The organism is Streptomyces sp. NPDC023838 (assembly GCF_040639555.1).
GTDB lineage: Bacteria > Actinomycetota > Actinomycetes > Streptomycetales > Streptomycetaceae > Streptomyces.
The window spans coordinates 1-19,911 of the sequence record NZ_JBFAAD010000043.1; the positions used below are offsets into that span (position 1 = coordinate 1).

Below are 19,911 nucleotides of genomic sequence, written 5' to 3' on the forward strand. Positions count from 1 at the left end.
CTCGTACTGGACGTACGTGGGCTTTCGCCCGGTGCGGCGAGAGTGCGTGCCAGGCGTCGCAGGACAGACGGGAATTTGACGACAGGCCCTAGGACCTGTCAGGCCCGGAACGGGAAGCCGCCGGGCATAGGCTGTACGCCACCGTACGAAGGGTGTCGCGCCCCGGACTGCGAGCCGGGGCCCCCACCCACCCGGCACACACGACGCGAAGGAGGCAGGTGCGATGGTCGTGTTCCGCGTGGACCGCCGCAGCGGCCTGCCCGCCTACCTCCAGATCGTCCACCAGGTGGAGCAGGCACTGCGCATGGGGGCGCTGACCGAGGGCGACAAGCTGCCGACGGCCGCCCAGGTGGCCGCCACCACCAAGGTCAACCCCAACACCACCCTCAAGGCCTACCGGGAGCTGGAGCGCTCCGGCCTGGTCGAAGTGCGCCAGGGGGCGGGGACGTTCATCACCCGCTCGCTCGCCACCCCGCAGACCGCTCCGGAGTCACCCCTGCGCGCGCGGTTGGGCGAGTGGCTGCGCGAGGCGCGGGCGGAGGGCCTGACCGCACACGACGTCACGACGCTGTTCGACGCCCTGCTCGCCGAAACCTTCCCGGCGACGACGCCGACGCGCACCCCCGCCAACTGAGCGGCGCCGCCCGGCCCCGAGGCCGAGCGGCGCACCCGTTGACGTATCCGCTTATGCGGAGCGGCGCACCCGTGCCGCCTTGCGCGCCTCGGCGAGCTGCTGGGCCTCGCTGGTGCGGCGGGTACCACCGGAGCGGCCGGGCCGGCCGGGGGTGGTGCCGATGCCCCGGAACGGGGCTCCGCCGCGCTTGGGGCGCTCGGCCGCCGGCGCGTTGCCGATCGGGACGCCCGACGGGGCCTGGGCGCCGGTGATGCGGTTCAGCTCGGCCTCGCCGGAGCGGACCTGGGTGATCTGCGGCCGGATGCCCGCGTCCGCCATCAGCCGGGTCATGTCGCGGCGCTGGTTGGGCGTCACCAGGGTGACGACGCTGCCGGACTCACCGGCGCGGGCGGTGCGTCCGCCGCGGTGCAGGTAGTCCTTGTGGTCGCTGGGCGGGTCGACGTTGACGACCAGGTCGAGGTTGTCGACGTGGATGCCCCGGGCCGCGACATTGGTCGCCACCAGCGTGGTGACGTGCCCGTCCTTGAACTGTGCCAGGGTGCGCGTACGCTGCGGCTGCGACTTGCCGCCGTGCAGCGCGGCCGCCCGTACGCCACTGCTCATCAGGTGCTTGGTGAACTGGTCGACGGCGTGCTTGGTGTCCAGGAACATGATCACCCGGCCCTCGCGGGCGGCGATCTCCGTGGCGGTGGCGTACTTGTCGGCGCCGTGCACGTGCAGCAGGTGGTGTTCCATCGTGGTGACCGCGGCCGCCGACGGGTCGACGGAGTGGACCACCGGGTCGCTCAGATAGCGGCGCACCAGCAGGTCCACATTGCGGTCCAGGGTGGCCGAGAACAGCATCCGCTGCCCATCGGGGCGCACCAGGTCCAGCAGCTCGGTGACCTGCGGCATGAAGCCCATGTCGGCCATCTGGTCGGCTTCGTCCAGGACGGTGATGTCCACCCGGTCCAGGCGGCAGTCGCGGCGCTCGACGAGGTCCTTGAGGCGGCCGGGGGTGGCCACCACGACCTCGGCGCCGGAGCGCAGCGCGCCGGCCTGCCGTCCGATCGACATCCCGCCGACGACGGTGGCGAGGCGCAGCCTCAGCGACCTGGCGTACGGGGTGAGCGCGTCGGTGACCTGCTGGGCCAGCTCGCGGGTGGGAACGAGGACCAGGGCCAGCGGCTGCTTGGAGTCCGCGCGCTTGCCCGCCGTACGGGCGAGGAGCGCGAGGCCGAAGGCGAGGGTCTTGCCGGAGCCGGTGCGGCCGCGGCCCAGGACGTCGCGGCCGGCGAGGGAGTTCGGCAGGGTGGCCGCCTGGATCGGGAACGGCTCGGTCACACCCTCGGCGGTGAGCGCCGCGAGCAGCGGGGCGGGCATGTCCAGGTCGGCGAACGCCTCGGCCGCGGGCAGCGCCGGGGTGAGCGTGGTGGGGAGCGCGAACTCGCCCTGCGGGGCGGCGGGGCGGCGGCTGCGGCCGGCGGAGCGCGCCTGGGCCTGCGCGCGGTAGCGGGCGCCGTCTGCGCCGCCGGAGCCGGATCCCTTGCGGGCGCCGAACGAGCGGTCATTCGTGCGAGCTGATCGGTTCATGCAGAACCTTCCTCGATATGGCACGTATCGAGGAATTCGCGGCAGAAATCACTGCCGGGGAATCGCAAGAACGAGCCGAAAGAAAAGACGAAAACGAGCCCGGTCCGGCCGCTGCGCTGCGGGCCGTTGTCGGGCCTCGGAATACCTGTCGTACGCCGGCCCCGGGGGATGGCCCTGGCGGGGCGGTGGCGCGTACGGCGGTACCCGGTGTCACGCGCGTCGTGGAGTGCCGTCCACGGCGCGGTGGGCACGCGCGCGGGGGCGCATGTCCTGGAGACAGCAACGAGCTGGGGCCCGTACACAAGGTGCGGGCCCCAGCTGCGTCATACCTACGCTTCAGTGGCGTCAGGCAGGGGTGATGTTCTCCGCCTGCGGGCCCTTCTGGCCCTGCGTGACGTCGAAGTTCACCTTCTGGCCTTCCTGAAGCTCACGGAAGCCCTGGGTGGCGATGTTCGAGTAGTGGGCGAACACGTCCGGGCCGCCACCCTCCTGCTCGATGAAGCCGAAGCCCTTTTCCGCGTTGAACCACTTCACGGTGCCAGTAGCCATGTCATATCTCCTTCGGGGCAGTGCCCTGGGGTCCACACTGTGCGAACCCCGGCGTCGCCGCGATGATTGCCCCGTCCGGAAAAATCTCCGGAAATACAAAAGTGCCCGACGGAAGACGCCCGCCCAGGCACTTGAAGTCTTTGGGAACCACAACTGCAACTGGGATCAACAGTAGCACGGTGCGGCCGTCGCGTACAGCAAATGTCGAATTTTTCAGCCGCGCCGCCGGGAATCCCCGGCGCCCCAAGGAAAAACCCCGGGACCTGCCCCGAACCTGCCCCATCAGATATTTGCTTACGTAAAGCATACTTTCGCTGTACGGGGAGGAGATGCCGGGCAACGCACGGAAGGCGCCACGGTGCGCCCCGTCCCTGTGCCAGAGTGGGGCCGTGTTCAACGAGGCCCCGCGGCTCCCCGTCCTCACGGCCGACTTCACCTCCCCCGCGCAGTGGGTCGCGGGCCGTTCCTGGGCGTATCCGGACGGCGGCCCGGTCAACCCGGGCGACGACAAGCTCGACCACCTGGTCCCCGACGCCGAGTACAGCCGCACCGGCACGTTCCGGGCGAGGCGCCGCCCCGAGGGCACGTGGAGCACGGGCTTGCTCACCACCGAGGGCAGCGACGAGGACTTCATGGTGCGTGCGGGCGACGTCCTGGAGGCGCGGGTCCGGCTGCCGGTCGCGCAGGGAGCCTGGCCGGCGATCTGGACCTGGCGGGACGGCGGGCAGGAGGTCGACGTCTTCGAATACCACCCCGACAACCCCGACCTCCTGGAACTGACCAACCACGTCCGGGGCGCCCACCACTCCTACCGCCACCCGTCCGTCACCCCCGGCGGCATCCTCGACCTGCGCGTCGAGTTCGGCGCCCGCTCGGTGACGTGGTGGGTGAACGACACCCACGCCTACGCCGACCACCGAGGAGTGGGCACCCGCTGGCACGCCCACCTCATCGTCAACCTCTCGGTCAGCGCGGGCCGCTTCCACCCGGCCCCCGCCGCGGACGTCTCGGAGATGTCGTTCGAGGTCCCCTCGCTGCGGGTGTACCGGAGCGCGGGGGCCGTGGGGTGAGGTGACTCCGGCCCGGGTCGCGGATGATGCTCCGTCAGAGGCGGGACGCCGTACTGTTGATGTCCCTCGCCTCCAGGACGTGGACGCGGGCGCCCTCGACCGCCACCGCGATCATCGCCCGGCCCAGCTGCTCCGTCGTGGTGACGTGGTTGGGGGCCAGTCGCCTCAGGAGGGGGTAGAGCGGGGTGGTGACCACGTACGCGGCCCGGTAGAGGCGGGTCTTGGAGGTGATTCCGTGCAGGGGCTGGATGTATCCGGGGCGGAACATGTACGCGTCCAGGTCCAGCGCCAGCAGGTCGTTCTCCGTCCTGCCCTTGATCCGGGCCCACTTGACCCGGCCGTGCTCGGTGCTGTCGGTGCCCTGGCCGGAGACGTAGACGAAGGTGGAGCCGGGGTTCCAGGTGGCCAGCGGGCGGGCGACCGCGAGGGTGAGGTCGTGGGTGATGCGGCGGTAGGCCGCCTCGCTCATGCCCGCCGAGGAGACGCCAAGGCAGAAGAAGCAGGCGTCGTATCCGGTGAGTTGGGCCTTCGTACCGGGCAGGTTCATCAGGGCCGCGAGGTCGGGGTGGACCAGCTCGCGCAGTTTCGCGTGCTCGACGCCGAGCGGGGTGCGTCCCACCGCGAGGACGCTCTCGACCCTGTCGTCGCGCAGGCACTCCCGCAGGACACCCTGACCGACCATGCCGGTCGCGCCGAAGAGGATCACCTTCATGGGCATGGGCTCGCTCCCCGTCCACCTTCGTGACTGATGTGAACCCCGGCGAAGTCCCGTGACTTCGACGAGCGTTGGAGTCTGCGTATCACGCCGGGCGCCCCGCCGAGCCCGTTGGCGCCCGCGAAACCCGTTGTTGCACCTGCCCGGCGGGCGGTCAGGCGCGGGCGTCGGTGCGGAAGGTGACGTCCTTGCCGGAGAGCGTCGCGGTGAGTCCGTCCGCGGTCGTGGTGAGGGACGTGAGTGCCAGGCCGTCCGGGATGCCGTCGAGCTTCAGCTCGCGCTCCAGCATGCCGGTGACGATCGTACGCATCGCCTTCGGCAGGCCGTCGCCGACTTTCACGGAGCGGAACGCGAGCGCGTGGTCGCCCGCCACCTCGACCCGCGCGCTGGCCGTGGCCTTGCCGAGGAGCGGCAGGGATGCGGTGGCCGCCACGCGCGGCTCGGACTTCGTACTGTCCTGGCTGTAGCCGATCTCGACCCCGAGCGCGTCGGACAGGTCGTGGTAGGACACGAAGGCCGTGGCCCTGGCGGAGGCCGCGTGGGCCTCGGAGGCGTCCGAGGAGCGACGGAGCCGGTCGAGTTCGACGTTCAGCCTGGTGATCGGGAGCCTGCCGCCGTCGCGGCCCGCGGGTATGTCGGAGGCCTCGATGTCGACGCGGTCGAGGGTGCCCTTGGCCAGCTGCGTCAGTACCGGGAAGCCGTGCACCTCCACGTGCGGCGCGGCCTTGAGCCCCTGGGCCTGCTGGAACGCGTCGGCCGTACGGTGTTCCGTCCAGACGGCCGCCGCCCGGTCGCCCGCCACACTCAGCCCGGCGAGCACGACGACGGCGACGGCGTACTTCCGCCATCCCCGCAGGGCTGTGGCCCGCGCCCTCAGCATGCCGGGCTCTCGTGACGTACGGGGTGCGCGGAGATCCCGCACGCGGCCCGGAAGGCGCTCAGCAGCGGGGCGCGCAGCAGGTCGTCCGGTACGTCCTGGCGCGCGGCGACGGTGCTGACCAGGCCGGTCACGGCCAGCTGCGCCCGGATCGTGCCGTCCAGATCGTCCGCGTCCGCGAAGGCGGCGAGCGTCTCCGTGCGGTGGTCGCCCAGATCCCCCAGGCCCTCCACCCCGGCCAGCGCGCCGGGCAGCACCGGCAGCCCGGAGTTGAAGAGCAGGGCGAGCCGGGAGCGGTGGCGCAGCGCCAGGTCGACCATGTCGGCCGAGGCCCGCCGGTGCCGCTCGGGCCCCCGCGGCAGGGCACCCCAGGTGGCCCGCAGCGCGGCGAACTCGGTCAGCGGCCCGATCAGTGTCGCCGCGAGTAGCCGCTCCTTGGAGGGGAACCGGTGCAGCAGCCCGGTCTTCGAGTAGCCGACCCGATCCGCGATCTCCTGCACGGAGGTGCCGAGGTAGCCCTGCGCGGTGAAGAGCTCGGCGGCGGCTTCGACGATCTCGGCGTCGAGCTCGGCGCGCGTCGGGCGTGGCATGACGGTCCCCCTGAGCTGATCACGTGACCTGGTCGTCGTCACCGTAACAGACCAACTGGTCCGCCACGGACTGGATGGTCTGTGACGGACCAGATGGTCCGCGAGGGGAGGCGGTGCGGCCGAAGGCGGCGACCTCGTCAGGGGGCTTCGATCAGTACGCGCCGTTCACGTTGTCGATGGAGCCGTACGTCTTGGCCGCGTAGTTGCACGCGGCGACGATGTTGGCGACGGGGTCGTAGCTGTCCGTCGACGTACCCGGCACGTGGAAGGCCTGGAAGGTGGGGTCGATGACCTGGAGCAGGCCCTTGGAGGGCGTGCCGGCCACGGCGTTGGAGTCCCAGTTGTTGATGGCCAGCGGGTTGCCCGACGACTCGCGCATGACGTTGCGGTAGATGCCCTCGTACGAGCCCGGGATGCCGTGCTGGGCCATGATGTCCAGCGACTGCCGGATCCAGCCGTCCAGGTTGTTCGCGTACGTCGACGTCTTCGCCACGGCGGCGGTCGCCTGGTGGGGCAGCGTGGTCGTCCGCGTCGAGCGGTCGGCCCGGGCCGAGGTGGCCGCACGGTCGGCCGCGGCCGTAGCCTGCGCCTTCTTGCCCACGGACAGCTCCAGGCCCGGGTGGATCAGGGCCGGGTTGCCGCCGATGGCCTGGCGGTTGTCCTGGTAGAGCTTCTTCCAGCCGCCGCTCACGTCGAGGTCCTGGGCGATCTTGGAGAGGCAGTCCCCGGCGACGACGGAGTACGTCGTCGCGGCGGCCTTCTTCACCACGATCGGCTTGGCGGCGGCCACACCCGGCGCGGCGGCCGCGACGGCGGGCGCCGCCTTCACGGCGGTGCCGGAGTGCGGCGCCGCCGAAGGTGCGGCACCGGCGCTGGTCGCGCCGATCACCGGAATGATGAGCGCGGCCCCGCCCGTGCCCGCGGCGGCGATGCCCCGGGTCAGGGAGCTGGACTTCGGGCGGCGGTGCTTACCCTTTGCAGGCATGGCGCATTCCTCTCCTTCGCCTGCGAGGTGAGCTGTCGGGTTCGGGCGAGAGCTGCCCGGCCGCGGCGCACGCGGCTTCACCCCGAGCCGTTCCGTCATCCGGATTCGGCGGCTTACCTGGGTCCCCCGCTCCTGCCATTCCGTGTGTGGGAGGTTTCCGGACAGCGGCAGGATTCGGCGGTCCATCCGGATTTGACGGTGACCGTAAACGAATTCGACTGGCCGAAACAAGACCTCAAATTCATCACGGCATCCGCGAGAAAGATCCACCAGGGAGAGGGAATACGGGCGCCCCTCTCCCCGTACCCCCAACTCCCCCTCCAGGGACCGCAATGCACGCGTTGCGGGCGCCTGCCCGCCAGGGGCCCGCGTGACCCAATTCACTCCTTCTGCCGCTCATGGCAATTCCATCGGCAGCGACTAAAGCGAAAGGTAAGCTGCTTTATCATTCCCAATGAATCGATTGGCGACATAGGAGCGGAACTACCCCTCTGTGGTCCATTTCGGACATCAAGAGATCGAGAGAGGGGCGGAGAGGCTCGATGACCTCAGCTCGGGGACCCGAGCAGTGCCATCTCCTCGGCCGTGAGCCGCAGCGCGCCCGCCGCCACGTTCTCCACCAGGTGGTCCGGGTTGCCGGTGCCGGGGATGGCCAGCACGTGGTCGCCCTGCTGGAGCGTCCACGCGAGGCGGACCTGCGCGGACGTCACCCCGTGCGCGCGGGCGACCGCGAGGACCGCGTCGTTGTCCGTGCCGCCACCCTGCCCCGCGCCGCTCTCGCGCCCCTCCCCGGCGATGGCGAAGAACGGGACGAACGCGATGCCCTGCTCGCCGCAGAGCCGCAGCACCTCGTCGGAGCCCGTACGCCGGCTGTCCAGGCCGTACCGGTTCTGCACACAGACCACCGGCGCGATGGCCTGGGCCTCCGCGAGGTGCTCAGGGTCGATGTTGGAGATGCCCAGGTGGCGGATGAGGCCCGCGTCGCGGAGTTCGGCCAGGGCGCCGAAGTGCTCGGCGAGCGAACCCGGCCCGTTGAGGCGCAGGTTGACCACATCGAGGTGGTCGCGGCCGAGCTGGCGCAGGTTCTCCTCGACCTGGCCGCGCAGCTGCTCCGGCGTGGCCCAAGGCAGCCACTCGCCCGACGCGTCGCGCCCGGGCCCGACCTTCGTCACGATGACCAGATCGTCCGAATAGGGCGCCAGCGCCCGGTTGATGAGCTCGTTGGCAGAACGGAGCCGGGAGAAGTAGAAGGCCGCGGTGTCGATGTGGTTGACGCCGAGTTCGACCGCCCGCCGCAGCACGCGGATGGACCGTTCGCGGTCGCTGGGCGTCCCCAGGTCGAACGCGGCACTGCCGGTGAGGCGCATCGCGCCGAATCCCAGGCGGTTGACCGACAGGTCACCGAGTTTCCAGGCGCCCGCGGCCGCCGCATTGATCGTCTCCGTAGTCATGATCGCAGTGTGCCATGCGCGCCCGGACCCCGGAAACGTCCGAACTCCACGGCCTACTACGCGACGTACGGCCGGAAAACGTCCCTCGCATTAAAGTCCTCTCGGTCCCGTTGCCGTGAATCCACGCGACACGGCAAACGGTCAGAAAGGCTGCAGAGGAAAGGAATAGCGAAAGCGGCGGGCAATCGAGAGTTCAATCGCGGTCTGCGCCAGAACGACGACGTGGGGCAGGCACGTTCGGCGGCTCCCAGCCCGACTGGGCGGTCATGAGCAGCCCGACATAGAGCCCCGGTACGACGGCGCTGAGGGTGAACACCTCTCGCGTGTCGGTGTATTGGTGGCCCGGAAACGGAAGCCGGTGTTGTGGTACGCGCCGTTGGTGCCCGCCTGCCGGAACCCACACCGCTGGCCCGCCCGGTCGCCTCGTACCGGATGGCGACCGTCTTCCCGCTCTCGTTGGACACCTCGTTGGCGAACAGCGCGAAGACCGCCGGCCACCGGGGCCGGCCGGTGGGCCCCACGCCACCGGCGGCGCCGGGCCCCGAGGCGGCTGTGGCCCGGCACCCCACCGCCCGGGCTCTCCTTCGGGCAGATCGCGTCCCCATCCCCCCACCCTCCACCACAATCAAACAAAAACTTCCAACAAAAGTGTTCAGTTTCTGGCCCTCGAGGCGTAGGTTCCGTTTCGATCAGTTCGCTCGACGAAGCGGGTACGTATGCACTCTCTGGCCGCAGGGCTCCGGCTCCCCACCAACGGGCTCGACTACACGATTCTGGCGATCTACTTCGTCGTCGTTCTGGGCATAGGCTTCGCCGCCCGCGCGAGCGTGAAGACCAGCCTCGACTTCTTCCTCTCCGGGCGGTCGCTGCCCGCCTGGGTGACCGGGCTCGCCTTCGTCGCCGCCAACCTGGGCGCGACCGAGATCCTCGGGATGGCCGCCACCGGCGCCCAGTACGGCGTGGCGGTCGTGCACTGGTACTGGATCGGCGCCATCCCGGCCATGGTCTTCCTCGGCCTGGTGATGATGCCCTTCTACTACCGCTCGAAGGTCCGCTCGGTGCCGGAGTTCCTGCTCCAGCGGTTCGACGCGTCCGCGCACCTGCTCAGCTCGGCGCTGTTCGCCTTCGCCGCGATCCTCATCGCGGGCGTGAACCTCTACGCCCTGTCGATCGTCGTGGAGGCGCTGCTGGGCTGGCCGCAATGGGTGGCCATCGTCGTCGCCGGGCTCTTCGTCCTCGCGTACATCACCGTCGGCGGTCTCTCCTCGGCGATCTACAACGAAGTGCTCCAGTTCTTCGTGATCCTCGCCGCGCTCATACCGCTGGTCGTCCTCGGCCTCAAGCGGGTCGGCGGCTGGGGCGCGCTCAGCGACAACCTGGAGTCCGCGCACGGCCACAACTACCTCACCGCCTGGGGCGGCACGGGCATCGGGCAGAGCAACCCCCTCGGCGCCAACTGGCTGACGATCATCCTCGGGCTCGGTTTCGTGCTCTCCTTCGGCTACTGGACCACCAACTTCGCCGAGGTCCAGCGCGCCCTCTCCGCCAAGAACCTCAGCGCGGCCCAGCGCACGCCGCTGATCGCCGCCTTCCCGAAGATGTTCATCGTCTTCCTGGTGATGATCCCGGGACTGGTCGCCGCCGCCCTGGTGCCCAAGATCGGCACTCCGGGCTCCGACCTCACGTACAACGACGCCATCCCGTATCTGATGCAGGAGCTGCTGCCCAACGGCGTGCTCGGCATCGCCGTCACCGGGCTGCTCGCCGCCTTCATGGCGGGCATGGCGGCCAATGTGTCGTCGTTCAACACCGTCTTCACGTACGACATCTGGTCCAAGTACGTGAAGAAGGGGCAGCCGGACGCGTACTACCTGCGCTTCGGGCGGCTGATCACGGCGATCGGCGTGCTGGCCTCCATCGGCACCGCGTTCATCGCGTCCAGCTTCTCCAACATCATGGGGTACCTCCAGACGCTGTTCTCCTTCTTCAACGTGCCGATGTTCGTGGTCTTCGTCATCGGCATGTTCTGGAAGCGGGCGTCCGTGAAGTCCGGTGTGTGGGGGCTGCTCGCGGGCACCACCGCCGCGATGGTCAACTACTTCTGGATCTACAAGCAGGGCGTCGTCTCCATCCCCACCGACCAGGGCGCCAACTTCGTCTCCGCCATCGTCGGCTTCGCCGCCGGAGCGATCGTCATGGTCGTGGTGACGCTCTTCACCGCCCCCAAGCCAGAGGCCGAGCTCGCCGGGCTGGTGTACGGGACGACCTCGCCCGGTCTGGAGGAGCCGCCGGCCGACGGCGACGGCGCCTGGTACCGCAGGCCCGCGCTGCTCGGCTGGGGAGCGGTGGTCCTCGCCGCGCTCTGCTACCTGCCCTACTCGCTCTGATCGGAGGCCCGGACCATGTCTGAACTGCAACGCGAAGTCTCCGAGCTGGAGAAGAAGTCCGCCACCGCGGCCCGGCTCTTCGACATCCGCCGGATCATCGGCGGCCTCTTCACCCTGTACGGAGTGATCGTCACCATAGCCGGGCTCACGGCCTCCGACGCGGATCTGGAGAAGGCCGAGGGGGTCAACATCAACCTCTGGACGGGGCTCGGGATGCTGGCCCTGGGGCTGTTCTTCCTGGTCTGGCTGTGGCTGCGGCCCCTCGCGCCGCCCACCCCGTCCGCCCCGGAGGACGGAGACGGAGAACGAGTCGGACCGGAAGGACCGTAGGCGCCCACCTGCTTCCTCCCTCGCCCCCTCCCGTCACATTTCCCCGTTCGATTCCGTCAGGGAAGTGATCGCGAAAGCCGGCCGGTGCGGTTCCGGGGGCACACGCAGAACGAGGAAGTAGGGAAGAACCATGACCACGAGCGCTCTCGCCGAACTGCGTTCCCAGGTGCGCGGCCGTGTCCTGCTGACCGGTGACGACGACTTCGACCGGGCACGCAGGCCGTGGAACCTCTCGGTGCAGCAGCCCGTCTCGGCGGTCGTCGAGGCCGCTGACGCCGACGACGTCTCGGCGGTGGTGCGGTACGCGGCGGCCGCCGGGCTCGTCGTCGCGCCCCAGCCCGGCGGCCGGGGCGCCAGCGGCGACGTGGAGGGAGTGATCCTGCTCCGCACGGGCAGGCTCGACGAACTGCACGTGGACGCCGCCGCCCGCACCGCGCGGGTCGGCGCGGGCGTCCTGGGCGGCCAGGTCCAGGCGGTGGCCGGGCCGCTCGGCCTGACCGGGCTGCCGGGCAGCTCCCCGCTGGTCAGCGTGGTCGGGTACACGCTCGGCGGCGGGCTCAGCTGGTTCGGGCGCAAGTACGGCTGGGCCGCCGACAGCGTCACCGCCTTCGAGGTGGTCAGCGCCGACGGCACCCGGGCCCGGGTGACCGCCGACTCCGACGCCGAGCTCTTCTGGGCTCTGCGCGGCGGTGGCGGCGACTACGCCCTGGTCACGGCCATCGAGTACGACCTGCACCCCGCGCCCGCACTCTTCGGCGGCCGGGTCGTCTGGCACGGCAGCCAGGCGCCCCGCGTCCTGGAGGCCTTCCGCAAGATCACCTCCAACGCCCCGGACGAGCTGACCGCGTGGATCAACCTGCTCCAGATCCCGAACGGCCCCTCGCTGGTCACCGTGGACAGCACCTTCCTGGGCGAGGAGGCCGAGGGCCGGGCGCTGCTCGGCGCGCTCGACGAGATCGAGGGCGCGAACACCGACACCCGGGCCGTGCTGCCGGTGGCCCAGCTGGGCGAGATCACCGGCGAGCCGACCGAGCCCGGTCCGAGCGCGGCCCGTGCCGAGCTGCTCACGGACCTGGACGACAAGGTGGCGGCGGCCTTGCTGGCGGAGCCGATCGACCCGCTCTTCGGTGTGCACATCCGCCACCTGGGCGGCGCCTTCGCCGCGCCGACGGAGAACCCTCAGGGCCCGCTGACCGAGCCGTACACGCTGTCCATGTTCGGTGTGCCGTCCACGCCGGAGCGCGGGGCCGAGATCGCCGCCCGCCAGGAGGCGCTGGTCCAGTCGGTGGCCCCGTACGTCAGCGGCCGCAAGCCGTACACGTATCTCTCCCCCGGCGACACTGCCGCCACGGCCTTCAAGCCGGCGGCACTGGCCAGGCTCCAGCAGGTCAAGCGCGCCCGCGACCCGCGCGGGGTCTTCCGCAGCAACTTCCCGGTGCTTGGCTGACGGGCCCCGGTACGCAGGACGGCGCCGCGCGGCAGTGGCCGCGGGGCGCCGTCGTCGTGGCGGGAAGCCGGTCAGGACAGCTTGCCGTCGTAGTCCGGGAGCTTGAACGTGCGCTCGGCGTGGCCGCCGACCAGGTCGGTCGTGTTGTTGCCGAAATTGGCGACGATCGTGTAGCCGCGCGCCTCGATCTCGGCCCGCTTCTCCGTCTTGTACGTACTGACCTCGTGGAACAGGTCCGGCAGATCGCGTACGTACAGCCCGGTGACGGGGTAGCCGACCGCCTTGAGGTTGTACGAGGTAAGGGACTCGATGATGCCGGGGCGGGCCGTCACGAAGAAGACGGCCACGCCCTGGGCACTGGCCTCGCGCACCATGTCCCGCATGGACTGGATGGCCGGGGTCGGGAACGTCCAGAAGTGGTGGAAGTCCGTCTCCAGCGAGGTGTTGTCGATGTCCAGGACGATCGCCGGCCTCTCGCCCGCGGGCGAGGCGGCGATGCGCTCCTTCAGGTACGGGCGGGCGGTGTCCACGACGGTCTGGACGTCGCGCTGCCAGGTGGCGTAGTCGACGCCCTTGAGCGCGGCGATCCCGCCGGGGGCGGAGGCCTGGGCCACGACGGAGTGCGGGGCCGCGGCGGGGGCCGCCTGGGAGGCGGTCGGCGCGGCTATGAGGGCTGTCGCGGCGGCGGCCACCGTGACGGCCGTGCGCGTCGTCCAAGCAGTGCGGTGCATGGGGGGTTGGTGCTCCTCTGTCGCGATGGTGGGAGTCCTCGGGAGGTCCGCCGGGCCCTGGGGATCGGCACGGACGGCACGGACCACGCCGAGTTGGCATGCGCACGGCCAAGAATGATCAGCCGGTGGCTCAATGTCTACTGGTCGGTAGGAAACTTCTGGTTGACGAGGGGTGAATCCACGGGAGTGCCGCACGGGCCCACCACATGCGGAAGATGAGCCACCGGCTCCGCACGCGTACGGAGGCGCCGGGCGCGGCCCCGCCCACCGGTAGCGGCCCCGCCACCGGTACGCAGCACCGCGAGCGTCGGGTGGATGCCGGGACATTCACACGCGGCCGGGGAATGTATTTTCCAACCTCAACTGTTGGCATATACATCGAGCCGCCGCGGCTCGACCCGACGACAGCAGCGGACCGACGGGTCCGCCCCCAGCAGCGAGGCACCATGAACCCCATCCAGGAGCAGCCCGCCGACACCGTGGCCCGGCTGCGCGCCACCTTCCGTACCGGCCGCACCAAGCCCGTCGAGTGGCGCACCACGCAGCTGCGACGCCTGCGCGAGATGCTCACCGAGCGCGGTGCGGACCTGGTGGAGTCGCTCCACGCGGACCTCGGCAAGAGCCCCGCCGAGGTCCACCGCACGGAGATCGGCTTCACGGTCCGGGAGATCGACCACACCCTGGACCACCTCGCGCAGTGGCTGCGCCCCGAGCCCGCGCCCGTCCCGGAGCACCTGGGCGGGGCGACGGCCTGGACCCAGTACGACCCGCTGGGCGTCGTCCTGGTCATCGCGCCCTGGAACTATCCGGCGCAGCTGCTGCTCACGCCGATGATTGGCGCCCTCGCCGCCGGGAACGCGGTCGTGGTCAAGCCCAGCGAGCTGGCGCCCGCCACCTCCACGGTGCTGGCACGGCTGCTGCCCGAGTACCTCGACACGGACGCGGTGGCCGTGGTGGAAGGCGGCATTCCGGAGACCACGGCGCTGCTGGCCGAGCGGTTCGACCACATCTTCTACACCGGCAACGGCACCGTCGGCCGTATCGTCATGGCCGCCGCCGTGCAGCACCTCACTCCGGTCACCCTCGAACTGGGCGGCAAGTCCCCGGTGTTCGTCGACCGGGACGCCGACATCGCCACGGTCGCCGCGCGGCTGGCCGCGGGCAAGTTCCTCAACGCGGGCCAGACCTGCGTCGCACCCGACTACGTCCTCACCGACCCGGAGACCGCCCGCGCCCTCGAACCCGCTCTGGCCGGAGCCATCGAGGCCCTGTACGGAGCCGACCCCCAGGCCTCCGTCGAGTACGGCCGCATCGTGAACGAGCGCCACTTCGACCGCCTGAAGGCGCTGCTCGACTCGGGCCGCGTCGTCACGGGCGGCCAGGGCGACCCTGCCACCAAGTACCTGGCGCCGACCGTTCTGGCCGACGTCGACCCCAAGTCGCCGGTGATGCGGGAGGAGATCTTCGGGCCGATCCTGCCCATCGTCGTGGTGCCGGGCCTGGACGAGGCCATCGCGTTCATCAACGACCGCGACAAGCCGCTGGCCCTGTACGTCTTCACCGAGTCCGGAACCACCCGGGAGCGCCTGGCCGCCGAGACGTCCTCGGGCGCCCTGGGCCTCGGCCTGCCGCTGGCCCATCTCACCGTCTCCGACCTGCCGTTCGGCGGCGTCGGCGAGAGCGGCATGGGCAACTACCACGGCCGCTACTCCATCGAGACGTTCAGCCACCGGAAGGCTGTGCTGGCTGCTGGGTGACGGCAGTGGGGCCGGGACGGATCTCCGTTCCGGCCCCCTGGGCACGGGTGCGCGCGTGCACGTCTGCACGTGTGTGACCGCTACCCCGCTACACCGGGCCGTAGAGCGTGGCGAGTTCGGCGGCAAGTTCCGCCAGCCGCTCGCGGGCCTCGGTCGGCTCCAGGATCTCCACGCGCGCCCCGAGACCGGCCAGTTGCGCGGCGACCACCTCCGGGGACGGGCCGTCGATCTCCATCTCCAGCCAGCCGTCGGGCCGTGGGGCACCCAGGCGCAGCCGGCCGCCGAACAGGCCCCCCAGGACGCGCCCGGCCGTGGGCTCGGCCCGCCCCCGTACGGTCGCCCCGCGCATCCGCGCCTCCATCGGCGCGGCCAGGTCGCGCCAGGCCGTGGCCAGATCGAAGCCGTCGGGGCGGACGACGGGGTCGGCGGTCACCTCGACCGAGGTGATCCGGTCGAGCCGGAAGATCCGCAATCCCGCTTGGCCGGGGTCTGCGGCCACTTCGCCGCCGTCCCCCGCTCCGGAGGCTTCCCCCGCTTCTCTCTCCTGACCGGTCCTCTCGTCGCCTCCCCCCGTCTCCTTCTCCGTACCGGCCACGAGATACGGGACTCCCGCCTTGGTGACGATGCCCAGCGGGTGGACCGTGCGCGTACCGGCCGGGCTGCCGGGGCGGGCATATCCGAGCCGGATCCGCAGTCCGTCCACCACCGCCCGTTGCAGCTCGTCCACCACCGGCGTGCCCGCCGTGACGGGCAGGCGCGACCAGTCCGTGCCGTCCATGACGCCTGCCCTCGACGCCGCCTCGGCGTCGGGCCGGAACGTGGAAGGCAGGGCGCGGATCAACTTCCGCAGTGCCGTACGCAGTTCCGGTGAGACGGCCGACGGGCCCGCGACCAGGAACACCGCTCGGATCTCGGCGGCGGTCAGACCGGAGAGGTCGGTGCGGGCGCCGCCGACCAGGGACCAGCCGCCGCCCCGCCCGTGCTGGGAGTACACGGGGATGCCGGCGGCCGCGAGCGCCTCCAGATCGCGGCGCGCGGTGCGTTCGGACACCTCCAGCTCCGCCGCCACCTCACGCGCTGTCACGCGTCCGCGTGTCTGCAGGAACAGCAGGGTCGCCACCAGACGATCGGCTCTCATATCGATCATTCTCTTTTGAAAACTGGCCAGGAGATGGCCAGTTTGGCTTCCAGGATGAGTGCAGATCGAACGCGGACGGATCAACAACGGGATCAAGCCGCGCCACATACGCCAAGGGCCATAGGTCACAGGCCATGCGCCATCAGGGAGAGATCATGATCGTGGTCACCGGAGCAACCGGAAACGTGGGACAGCACCTCGTGCGGGCCCTCGCCTCGGCGGGCGAGCGGGTGACGGCGGTCTCCCGCCGCGTCCCGGCCGGGCAGATGCCGGGCAACGTGGAGTTCCAGCAAGCCGATCCGGCCCGGCCCGAGAGCCTCAAGCGCTGCCTCGACGGGGCCGACGCGCTGTATCTCCTGATCCCCGGTGACGGCGAGGGCCTCGATCCGGGTGCCATCCTCGGCACGGCGCGGGACGCCGGGGTCCGCCGGGTCGTCCTCCAGTCGTCGCAGGCCACCGCGACGCGTCCGCACTCCCCCGCGCACACCCGGCTGCGCGCCTTCGAGAGCGCGGTACGGGAGTCGGGCCTGCAGTGGACGGTCCTGCGGCCCAGCGGGTTCGCCTCCAACGCCTATATGTGGGCGCCCTCGGTCCGCTCCGAACGGACGGTCGTCGCGCCCTTCGGCGACGTCGCCCTGCCCGTCATCGACCCGGCCGACATCGCCGCGGTCGCCGCCGCGACCCTGCGCGGGGGGACCCACGCGGGCCGGACGTACGTACTCACCGGACCGGCCCCCATCTCGCCGCGCCAGCAGGCGAGGGCGATCGGGGACGCGCTGGGGGCGCCGGTGCGGTTCGTCGAGCAGAGCCGGGCCGAGGCGCGGGAGCTGCTGACGCGCTTCATGCCGGAGCCGGTGGTCGAGAGCACGCTCGGCATCCTCGGCGAACCCACGCCCGAGGAGCGGCGGGTGAGCCCGGCCGTCGAGGAGATCCTCGGCCGGGCACCGCGTACGTTCACCGCGTGGGCGGCGGACAACGTCCCGGCCTTCAGATGACATCCGAGGCGGTCGCGGGCGCGGCCTCGTCCCTCGCCGTGCCCGGCCGCGCCTGGCCGGGCACGGTGACGGATGTGGGCCGGCCCGCGACGCGCACCGCCCACCGCTGCTCGACCTTGGCGAACCGCCAGTACGCCAGGGCCGCGGCCCACACCACGACGAACAGGCCGACGATGATGAACCCCACGTTGTCCAGGTCGAGGCCCGCGACCCACCCGGTGAGCCCGTCGCTCAGATCGAGCTTGTCGTGCAGCACGCCCACCAGCTCGATCGTGCCGATCAGGAACGCCACCGCGATCGACAGGCCGGTGATGGTGAGGTTGTAGAACACCTTGCGCACCGGGTTGGAGAAGGCCCACTGGTAGGCGAAGTTCATGAACGTACCGTCGATGGTGTCGAACAGGCTCATCCCCGCGGCGAAGAGGAGCGGCAGGCACAGTACGGCGTACCAGGGCAGCCCGGCCGCCGCGCCCGAGCCGGCCATCACCATCAGCGTGACCTCGGTGGCGGTGTCGAAGCCGAGCCCGAAGAGGAAGCCCAGCGGGAACATCTGGCCGGGCCGGGTGATCGACTTGGTGAAGCGGCCCAGGAGCCGGTTCATGAACCCCCGTGCGTCCAGGTGCTGTTCCAGCTCGGCCTCGTCGTACGTCCCGGCGCGCATGGCCCGGAAGACCCGCAGGATCCCGACGAGCGCGAGGAGGTTGAGTGCGGCGATGAGGTAGAGGAACGATCCGGAGACGGTCGTTCCGACCACTCCGAGGGTCTGGTGGGTCCGCGAGTCGTCGTTCATCAGGGTGCCCGCGAGCTGTGCGCCCCCGGCGACCAGGGCCGCCATCACGACCACGACGCTGGAGTGCCCGAGCGCGAACCAGAAGCCGACCGACACCGGCCGCTTGCCGTCGGCCATCAGCTTGCGGGTGGTGTTGTCGATCGCGGCGATGTGATCGGCGTCGAAGGCGTGCCGCATACCGAGGGTGTAGGCGGTGACGCCCAGTCCGAGGCCGAACGTCTTCGAGCCGACCTCATAGTGCTCGGGCACCACGAGCAGGAAGAGGATGCCGAACGCCACGACGTGCAGGGCGGCGATCACCGCCAGCAGCCAGGCGGTCCGGACGGTGTCCTCGCGTCGCCAGTGGAATGTGGCGGGTGGGGTGGGCAGGGTGGGCAGGGTCATTCGTTCACGCTCCAGCACCTCGTGGATCATTACGCGAGATGCCGTGGCCGGTCTCCTGGCTTCCGGGTGTCGCACCGCCCCTGCCTTCCCAGCGGCCTCGCGGCCCCCAGTGGCACAACGGGACGGGCTACCCGAAGCCGTTCATGGCCTGAACGACATGGGGCCCGATCACAGTGGCGAGGGCCGCTCCGGTCTTGCACCGGTCTTCCCGAACACCACGGCTCGCCAACCGTAGGTGCGACCCGCCCCACCTGCAAGTCTGGCCGCGGGCAGGGGTATTGCAGATCACATTCCGCGACCTCGACTACCCGCCGGCCGGCCCCGTGAACACCGGGCGGCGGTCGATGCGGGCGCGGACCTCGTCGGAGCCGAAGTGGTAGTCGATGCGCCGCACGGCCTCGGCCCAGCCGCGCATGGTGCCCGCGCCGGAGAGCGCCTCGGCCACGAACGGGTCGGTCCACCGTTCCACCGCGCGTCGCCACAGCTCGGCGGGCGGCTCCTCCAGCAGACTGCCGACGGTTCCCTCGTAGCATGGCCCGGACCTGTCCGTCGGGCTCGATCTGGAGCGCCTGGAAGCCCAGCCCGCGAGCGACCTGTTCGGGGTTCATCTGCAAGGAGAGGTTGGTCGACGTGCCGACCCGGACGGTGGTGGGGGCGAGCGACTGGAGCCGCGCGCGCTGCTCCTCGCTGCCCAGCCGCGCGAGCTGTTCGTCCGAGAGCAGTTCGTGCTCGGCGTATCCCGTGCGGCTGCCGAGCCCGGACGGCACGGCGGCGGCGAAGTCGAGGGAGCTCAGGTGCGGGAACCGCGGCACGATGTCCGTGCAGAACTCCTCCAGCCCGTCCACGTTGCTCCGTACGACCGCACAGTCGATGGCGAACGGGAGCGGACGCTCACCGCGCCCGGCCCGCTCCCGCGCACCTGCCTCGAGCAGTGTCAGCGCCCGCATCGCCCGCTCGAACGAACCCGCCCTGCCGCGGATCCGGTCGTGCATCTCGGGCGCGGGACCGTCGACACTCACCACAACCCGTCCGCATACGCGCGCCAGCTCTTCGGCCATCCACGGCTGGAAGTTCCAGCCGCCGGTGTACACGAGCACCGAGATGCCCGCGCGCGTCAGCCGCTCCGCGACCTCGAACACCCCCTTGACCAGGAGTGGTTCACCCCCGGCGAGGGTGACCTGGACCGGGCCCAGCGAGATGACGGCGTCGGCGATCCGGAGCATGTCGTCATGGCTCACCTGCCGTGACGGGCGCCTGCCGGACTCCGAGTAGCAATGGGTGCAGCGCAGTGGACAGGCGTAGGTGATGTCCCAGATGACGGACTGCGGACCATCGGCAACGTTGTTCGCGCACCCCATCGCATGCTCCCCGTGTCCGTTCGCGGCCTCGGTGCCGGAACGTCCCGTGCGGTGGAGGGGGACGCTCCCGCCTCGCTCAGACTAGGAGGCACCGCCCGGCCCGGGTATCCCCAACTCTGGGGATGGCGCGGACCGGACGGGCCGTCGACGA

18 protein-coding genes, 1 pseudogene and 2 riboswitches are annotated in these 19,911 nt (G+C 70.8%); of the genes and pseudogenes, 7 read left to right on the forward strand and 12 right to left on the reverse strand.

Translation table 11 applies throughout. The annotated features are described in order from the left end of the window. Positions 1–223: 223 nt before the first annotated feature. Positions 224–634 (forward strand): GntR family transcriptional regulator, encoded by a 411-nt coding sequence (locus AB0G17_RS33065; RefSeq protein ID WP_361390639.1) that lies wholly within the window; start codon positions 224–226, stop codon positions 632–634. A 51-nt stretch (positions 635–685) separates the two neighbouring features. Here AB0G17_RS33065 and AB0G17_RS33070 read toward each other — a convergent pair whose 3' ends face one another. Together AB0G17_RS33070 and AB0G17_RS33075 are read right to left on the reverse strand one after the other, a co-directional pair. Further along, the gene (locus tag AB0G17_RS33070; RefSeq protein ID WP_361390641.1) at positions 686–2,206 is read right to left on the reverse strand and encodes a DEAD/DEAH box helicase; all 1,521 of its coding nucleotides are present in this window, start codon (positions 2,204–2,206) and stop codon (positions 686–688) included. Between the two features lie 345 nt (positions 2,207–2,551). After that, the gene (locus AB0G17_RS33075; protein WP_035796868.1) at positions 2,552–2,755 is read right to left on the reverse strand and encodes a cold-shock protein; all 204 of its coding nucleotides are present in this window, start codon (positions 2,753–2,755) and stop codon (positions 2,552–2,554) included. Positions 2,756–3,144: 389 nt separating this feature from the next. Between AB0G17_RS33075 and AB0G17_RS33080 the strand changes: the two genes are divergently transcribed. Beyond that, positions 3,145–3,825 (forward strand): beta-glucanase, encoded by a 681-nt coding sequence (locus AB0G17_RS33080; protein ID WP_361390644.1) that lies wholly within the window; start codon positions 3,145–3,147, stop codon positions 3,823–3,825. Positions 3,826–3,859: 34 nt separating this feature from the next. On the opposite strand, the gene AB0G17_RS33085 is transcribed toward AB0G17_RS33080, so the two are convergent. The 5 genes from AB0G17_RS33085 to AB0G17_RS33105 all read right to left on the reverse strand — a co-directional run bounded on the left by AB0G17_RS33085 (position 3,860) and on the right by AB0G17_RS33105 (position 8,443). Next, positions 3,860–4,543 carry an epimerase gene (locus AB0G17_RS33085; RefSeq protein ID WP_361390646.1) on the reverse strand — a complete coding sequence of 228 codons (684 nt, stop codon included), beginning with the start codon at positions 4,541–4,543 and terminating at the stop codon, positions 3,860–3,862. Between the two features lie 151 nt (positions 4,544–4,694). Next, positions 4,695–5,420: a DUF2993 domain-containing protein gene (locus AB0G17_RS33090; RefSeq protein WP_361390648.1), complete on the reverse strand. Its 726-nt coding sequence runs from the start codon at positions 5,418–5,420 to the stop codon at positions 4,695–4,697. Further along, positions 5,414–6,007 carry a helix-turn-helix domain-containing protein gene (locus AB0G17_RS33095; RefSeq protein WP_361390650.1) on the reverse strand — a complete coding sequence of 198 codons (594 nt, stop codon included), beginning with the start codon at positions 6,005–6,007 and terminating at the stop codon, positions 5,414–5,416. The genes AB0G17_RS33090 and AB0G17_RS33095 overlap by 7 nt, the downstream gene beginning before the upstream one ends. Positions 6,008–6,158: 151 nt before the next feature. Then, entirely contained in the window at positions 6,159–6,992 is an 834-nt protein-coding gene (locus AB0G17_RS33100) for a LysM peptidoglycan-binding domain-containing protein (RefSeq protein ID WP_361390652.1), read from the reverse strand. A 4-nt stretch (positions 6,993–6,996) separates the two neighbouring features. Beyond that, positions 6,997–7,182: riboswitch (cyclic di-AMP (ydaO/yuaA leader) on the reverse strand. A gap of 358 nt (positions 7,183–7,540) precedes the next feature. Beyond that, entirely contained in the window at positions 7,541–8,443 is a 903-nt protein-coding gene (locus AB0G17_RS33105; RefSeq protein WP_361390654.1) for an aldo/keto reductase, read from the reverse strand. Between the two features lie 716 nt (positions 8,444–9,159). Here AB0G17_RS33105 and AB0G17_RS33110 point away from each other — a divergent pair. From AB0G17_RS33110 to AB0G17_RS33120, 3 genes are all read left to right on the forward strand, one after another. Further along, positions 9,160–10,830, forward strand: coding sequence for a sodium:solute symporter family protein (locus tag AB0G17_RS33110; protein WP_361390656.1), 1,671 nt, complete (start codon positions 9,160–9,162; stop codon positions 10,828–10,830). Between the two features lie 15 nt (positions 10,831–10,845). Next, positions 10,846–11,160 (forward strand): hypothetical protein, encoded by a 315-nt coding sequence (locus AB0G17_RS33115; RefSeq protein WP_361390658.1) that lies wholly within the window; start codon positions 10,846–10,848, stop codon positions 11,158–11,160. A gap of 130 nt (positions 11,161–11,290) precedes the next feature. Next, the gene (locus AB0G17_RS33120; RefSeq protein WP_361390660.1) at positions 11,291–12,607 is read left to right on the forward strand and encodes an FAD-binding oxidoreductase; all 1,317 of its coding nucleotides are present in this window, start codon (positions 11,291–11,293) and stop codon (positions 12,605–12,607) included. 71 nt (positions 12,608–12,678) lie between these two features. Here the strand turns inward: AB0G17_RS33120 and AB0G17_RS33125 are convergent, their stop codons facing one another. Next, positions 12,679–13,338, reverse strand: coding sequence for an HAD family acid phosphatase (locus tag AB0G17_RS33125; protein ID WP_361390662.1), 660 nt, complete (start codon positions 13,336–13,338; stop codon positions 12,679–12,681). A 446-nt stretch (positions 13,339–13,784) separates the two neighbouring features. Here AB0G17_RS33125 and AB0G17_RS33130 point away from each other — a divergent pair, with 446 nt between their 5' ends. Next, positions 13,785–15,095, forward strand: a complete 1,311-nt coding sequence (locus AB0G17_RS33130; RefSeq protein WP_361390664.1) for an aldehyde dehydrogenase family protein — start codon at positions 13,785–13,787, stop codon at positions 15,093–15,095. An 88-nt stretch (positions 15,096–15,183) separates the two neighbouring features. Here the strand turns inward: AB0G17_RS33130 and AB0G17_RS33135 are convergent, their stop codons facing one another. Further along, a complete protein-coding gene (locus AB0G17_RS33135) occupies positions 15,184–16,233 on the reverse strand; it encodes a WYL domain-containing protein (protein WP_361390666.1) in 1,050 nt (349 codons plus the stop codon). Between the two features lie 155 nt (positions 16,234–16,388). Here AB0G17_RS33135 and AB0G17_RS33140 point away from each other — a divergent pair, with 155 nt between their 5' ends. Further along, positions 16,389–17,228 carry an NAD(P)H-binding protein gene (locus AB0G17_RS33140; protein ID WP_361390717.1) on the forward strand — a complete coding sequence of 280 codons (840 nt, stop codon included), beginning with the start codon at positions 16,389–16,391 and terminating at the stop codon, positions 17,226–17,228. Here AB0G17_RS33140 and AB0G17_RS33145 read toward each other — a convergent pair. From AB0G17_RS33145 to AB0G17_RS33155, 3 genes and pseudogenes are all read right to left on the reverse strand, one after another. Continuing rightward, positions 17,221–18,402 carry a HoxN/HupN/NixA family nickel/cobalt transporter gene (locus AB0G17_RS33145; protein WP_361390668.1) on the reverse strand — a complete coding sequence of 394 codons (1,182 nt, stop codon included), beginning with the start codon at positions 18,400–18,402 and terminating at the stop codon, positions 17,221–17,223. The two genes, AB0G17_RS33140 and AB0G17_RS33145, sit on opposite strands and share 8 nt — an antisense overlap. A 27-nt stretch (positions 18,403–18,429) precedes the next feature. Further along, positions 18,430–18,637, reverse strand: a riboswitch (cobalamin riboswitch). A 69-nt stretch (positions 18,638–18,706) separates the two neighbouring features. Then, positions 18,707–18,871: a hypothetical protein gene (locus tag AB0G17_RS33150; RefSeq protein ID WP_361390670.1), complete on the reverse strand. Its 165-nt coding sequence runs from the start codon at positions 18,869–18,871 to the stop codon at positions 18,707–18,709. Between the two features lie 517 nt (positions 18,872–19,388). Further along, a pseudogene (locus tag AB0G17_RS33155) lies at positions 19,389–19,760 on the reverse strand (radical SAM protein); the annotation flags it as partial. Positions 19,761–19,911: the final 151 nt, after the last annotated feature.